The 4,164-nt window shown below is 72.6% G+C and carries 5 protein-coding genes and 1 pseudogene; all 6 read left to right on the top strand.

Annotation, left to right across the window (positions count from 1 at the left end):
* Nucleotides 1–459: 459 nt before the first annotated feature.
* Nucleotides 460–567: pseudogene (locus tag SSBG_RS36075) on the top strand (hypothetical protein); the annotation flags it as partial.
* A 548-nt stretch (nucleotides 568–1,115) separates the two neighbouring features.
* Nucleotides 1,116–1,763, top strand: a complete 648-nt coding sequence (locus tag SSBG_RS09000; RefSeq protein WP_008745871.1) for a response regulator transcription factor — start codon at nucleotides 1,116–1,118, stop codon at nucleotides 1,761–1,763.
* Nucleotides 1,764–1,852: 89 nt separating this feature from the next.
* On the top strand, nucleotides 1,853–2,044 hold the full coding sequence (locus tag SSBG_RS08995; RefSeq protein WP_008745870.1) for a hypothetical protein: 192 nt from the start codon (nucleotides 1,853–1,855) through the stop codon (nucleotides 2,042–2,044).
* 26 nt (nucleotides 2,045–2,070) lie between these two features.
* A complete protein-coding gene (locus SSBG_RS08990; RefSeq protein ID WP_008745869.1) occupies nucleotides 2,071–2,643 on the top strand; it encodes a pilus assembly protein TadG-related protein in 573 nt (190 codons plus the stop codon).
* A 23-nt stretch (nucleotides 2,644–2,666) separates the two neighbouring features.
* Nucleotides 2,667–3,284, top strand: coding sequence for a hypothetical protein (locus SSBG_RS08985; protein WP_050776744.1), 618 nt, complete (start codon nucleotides 2,667–2,669; stop codon nucleotides 3,282–3,284).
* On the top strand, nucleotides 3,284–3,895 hold the full coding sequence (locus SSBG_RS08980) for an OmpA family protein (RefSeq protein WP_050776743.1): 612 nt from the start codon (nucleotides 3,284–3,286) through the stop codon (nucleotides 3,893–3,895). Before SSBG_RS08985 ends, SSBG_RS08980 begins: the two co-directional genes overlap by 1 nt.
* Nucleotides 3,896–4,164 lie beyond the last annotated feature (269 nt).

Raw genomic sequence — 4,164 nt, 5'->3', positions numbered from 1 at the left:
GCCCCGCGCGCCGTGGCTGTCACGGCGGCGGTCCTCGGCCTGCTCGGCTCGTACGCGGCACTGCGCCACTGGGAGCGCGTCGCCCCGCTCCTGCTCCGCCACCCCGCCCTGCTCGCCGCCGACCTGGCCGCGACCTCGGCGCTCCTCCTGGCCGCGACGCCCGCGCCGCCCCTCGGCTGCGTGGCCGCCACGACGCCGCTGCTCGCCGCGCTCCTCGGCCCATGCCGCTGGGCCGTCCTGTGCGCCGTCCTCCCGCCGGCCCTCCTCGCCGCCCTCCCCGCACCCCGCACCGGGGTCCTCCTCGTCGCCGGTCTCTGCCTCGCCGCCGCCGTGACCGGGGCGACGCTCCGCGCCTTCGTGCTCCGCCTCCTCGCCGCGGGCGCGACCCTCGCCGAGACCCGCGAACGCCGCGCCGTCGAAGAAGCGCTCGCCGCCGAACGCGCCCGCCTCGCCCGCGACATGCACGACAGCGTCGCCAAGACCCTGCACGGCCTCGCCCTCGCCGCCGAAGCCCTCTCCACGACCGAGGACCCCGCCGTCGTCCGCACCGATGCCGCGCACGTGGCCCGCGCGGCCCGCCGCGCGGCCACCGAGTCCCGCGTCCTCCTCGGCGGCCTGCGCCGCCGCACCGGCGAGCCCGGCGCCCCCGTCGACCTCGCCCCCGAACTCGACGCCCTCCTCGCCGCCCACACCGACCGCACCGGCACCCCCGCGACGCGCGCCACCACCGGCCCCGCCCCGCGCCTCGCCCCCGCCACCGCCCGCACCCTCCTCCTCGTGACCGCCGAGGCCCTGGAGAACACCGCGCGCCACGCCCACGCGGGGCGGGTCGCCCTCACCTACGGCACCGACCCGGCCACGGGCCGCCTCGTTCTCGCCGTCCGCGACGACGGCGGCGGACTGCCGCCCGGCCTCCCCGGCCTCCAGGAACTCGCCGCGCGCGGCCCTCCAGGAACTCGCCGCGCGCGGCCACTACGGCCTCCTCGGCCTGCGCGAACGCCTCGCCGCCCTGCCGTGCCCCGCCCGCCTCACGATCGGCGCGCCCCCGCACGGCCCCGGTACCGAGATCCGCGCCGAACTGACCCTCGCCGCCGCCCGAGAGGAGCCCGAAAACCATGCCCCTCACCCCGCCTGAACCGCTACGGCTCGTCGTGGCCGACGACAACCCCGTCGTACGGGCCGGACTCCGCGCCCTCCTCGAAGGCCGCGCCGACGCGCTCGTCGTGGCCGAGGCGGCGGACGGGCGCCAGGCCCTGGCCGCGACCGAACGCCACCGCCCGGACGGGGTCCTCCTCGACCTGCGGATGCCGGTCGTGGACGGGCTGACCGTCCTGCCCCGCCTCGCCCGCCTCGCACCCGTCCTGGTCGTCACCTACGGGCGCGACGCGGAACTCCACGCGCGCGTGCGACGGATGGGCGCGGCCGGCTGTCTCGTGCACGGCGACTTCACGGTCCCTCAACTGGTCGGCGCGGTGCGACACTTGCGTGCGGGGGCACCTTCGCTCCCGCCCCCTTCGCACACGCGATCGGCTGTGCGACCCTCGTGGGGCGGGCCGCTGAGCGCACGGGAGGAAGAGGTCATGAACCTCATCGCGGCGGGTCTGAACAACCGGCAGATCGCGGCGGCGTGCTTCATCACCGAGAAGACGGTGAAGAACCACATCAACCGCATCTTCGCCAAGCTCCAGACCACGACCCGCAGCGAGGCCATAGCCCGCTGGCTCGGCACGGCCCACCCCGCCCTGGGAGGCCCCTATGCCTGACCACCCCCCTTGGGCCCACGGACCCTCCCCCCACCACCCTCCGTCGCCCTACGGTCACACCACCACACCGGCCCACCCGGGAGACCACCATGCCCAAGCCCACCACCTGGCTCCCCACCCTCCGCCACAAGCTCCGCAGGGACGACGGCGCCGGCTTCGTGGAATACGCGGGCCTGCTGATCATCATCGCGGGAATCTTCGTGCTGATCGACGGTCTGGGGCTCGACGGCAAGATCTCCGGCGCGATCCTGGACGCGGTGAACAGCGTGGTGGGTGGCTGAGGGCTGGAGACGGTCAGGCCGGTCAGGTGCTGCCGTTGTTCGTGTGGGCGACAGCGGCGATTCTCTTCGCGGCATTCGCGTTCTTCGCCTTCGCTCAAGCGGCGTTGGGCAGGAACGGCGCCCAGTCGGCCGCTGACGCGGCAGCCCTCGCGGCGGCTCAGGAGGAGAGGCAGCAGCTCGCCGAAGGGTTCGTCACCGCTTTGGGGCAGGACGGTGACTGGGGCAGATGGCTGGACGGCCTCGGCGGCGACGCCGTGGATCTCTCTCCGGCCGCAGCACGCCTGGCGTCCTCGAACGACGCGACTCTTGAAGGTCTGGAGCGTGTCGATACAGCGGCGGGCCCGGGCATTCACGTGCGAGTGGTGCGCACATCCGGGCTCGGCTCGAATGTGGCGGTCGCTGTTCAGGGAAAGCGCGCTCGTGCGGAGGCGACGGCGACGGTGAAACCTCTCTGCGCGACGGCCGGGGGAAAGCCTGAGGGCGGCCAGGTCTCCCTCGTTTGCGCCAAGGGGGAGCGCTATTCCTTTGACCCGGAGGAACTGGATGAAGCGGCTCTTCCCAGCCCATCGGAACTCTTCTCGGTGCAACTGACTGACTGAGTGAACACACGGAAGGCGGAGTCATGTCTGTTTCCCAACGGCGTGTCCTGCGGGAGCCGGGAAAGGCGGTCGTTGCGTTTTCCTTTGTCGCCGCGATCGGCTTGACGCTCGTCTCCTGCGGAGGAGGGGGAGATGAGGGAGGGGATTCGAAGAAGGAATCACGAAGTTCGGCGCCCACCACAAACGGCGAGGACCGGCCTTCTCCACCGGCGGCCCAGCCTCCCTCGGAGGAACCCGAAGAAACCCTCGCGGAAGTCAAGGGCGGGCAGGAACTCGACCTGAAAATCACGCGTGCGCAACGGGATGCCGCAGGCTTTCTCACGGTGAGCGGCAGCGTGACCAATGGCAGCGGAAACGCCTGGACAGCGGCTGACTGGCGCGGTGACGAACGGGAATTGCGCGACAACGGGGGCTCTATCGCCGGGGCTTCGTTGGTCGACGCGGCGGCGAAGAAGCGATATCTCGTACTCCGGGACACGCAGGGGCGCTGCCTCTGCACCCGCTTTGTCGGCGGCGTCAACCCAGGGGCGACGACCGACTGGTTCGCTCAGTTTCCCGCTCCTCCGGCTTCCACGAAGAAGGTCACCTTCCAGGTCGGGAGTATGCCGCCCGCCGAGATTCCGCTCAGTGAGGCGCAGTGATGGGGCGGTGGCGGGCCGGGGCCGTGCTGGTTGCCTCGGCGACTCTCGCGTTCGGGCTGCCCGGGGGAGTGGCGGGGGCCGATGACGGGCCCACCGTGCCGCCGGGGAGCGTGACCACCTCGCCGCCCCCCGACGTCGACGCCAGCAGCCCCGGGCTCCGCCTCGCCGACGGCGCGCGGCTCGCGCCCGCCAAAGTCCTCGACATCAAGTCCGTCGTCGAGGACCTCGGCGGCGAGGAGCGCCGCGAGGACACGAACACCGACGTCAAAATCGCCCTCCAGGCCGAAGTCCTCTTCGACAAGGACAAATTCGCCCTCGACCCCTCCGGCAGATCCCGCATCGAGGCCATCGCCGACGAGGCGAAGAAACAGCGGGCCCGCACGGTCCGCGTCTTCGGCTTCACCGACAACCTCGGCAGCTACGCCCACGGCAAGACGCTCTCGAAGCGCCGCGCCGACATCGTCCACGACGAACTCGCCCCGCACCTCGGCCCCGAGGTCACCTTCGAGGTCCGCGGCTACAGCGAGGACTACCCGATCGCCGACAACACCACCGAGGAGGGCCGCCGCAAGAACCGCCGCGTCGAGATCTCCTTCCCCCGCACCGGATGACACCGCCTGAGTCAGTCCAGTTGATCCCTACCGCCTGAGGCACGATCCCGGCACCTCGCCCCGCCCCATCCCGCCCCACCCCGTCCCCTCTCCGCCCGCACCCGCCGCCCCGCCCTGCGGAAAACCGCTCGCCCTCCGCCTCCCGCCCCGTCATGCTCCCCCCCCCATGCCCGCTCCCGCCCGCGATTTCGCCTCCCTGAAGTGACGGCGCCACGTCCCCCGTCGAGGGCCGGACTTCTCGTGGTTCGACGGGCGTGCCACGGAGGAGC

The sequence above is a fragment of the Streptomyces sp. SPB074 genome (assembly GCF_000154905.1).
Taxonomy (GTDB): Bacteria; Actinomycetota; Actinomycetes; order Streptomycetales; family Streptomycetaceae; genus Streptomyces.
This window is presented reverse-complemented; position numbering and strand designations above follow the sequence as displayed.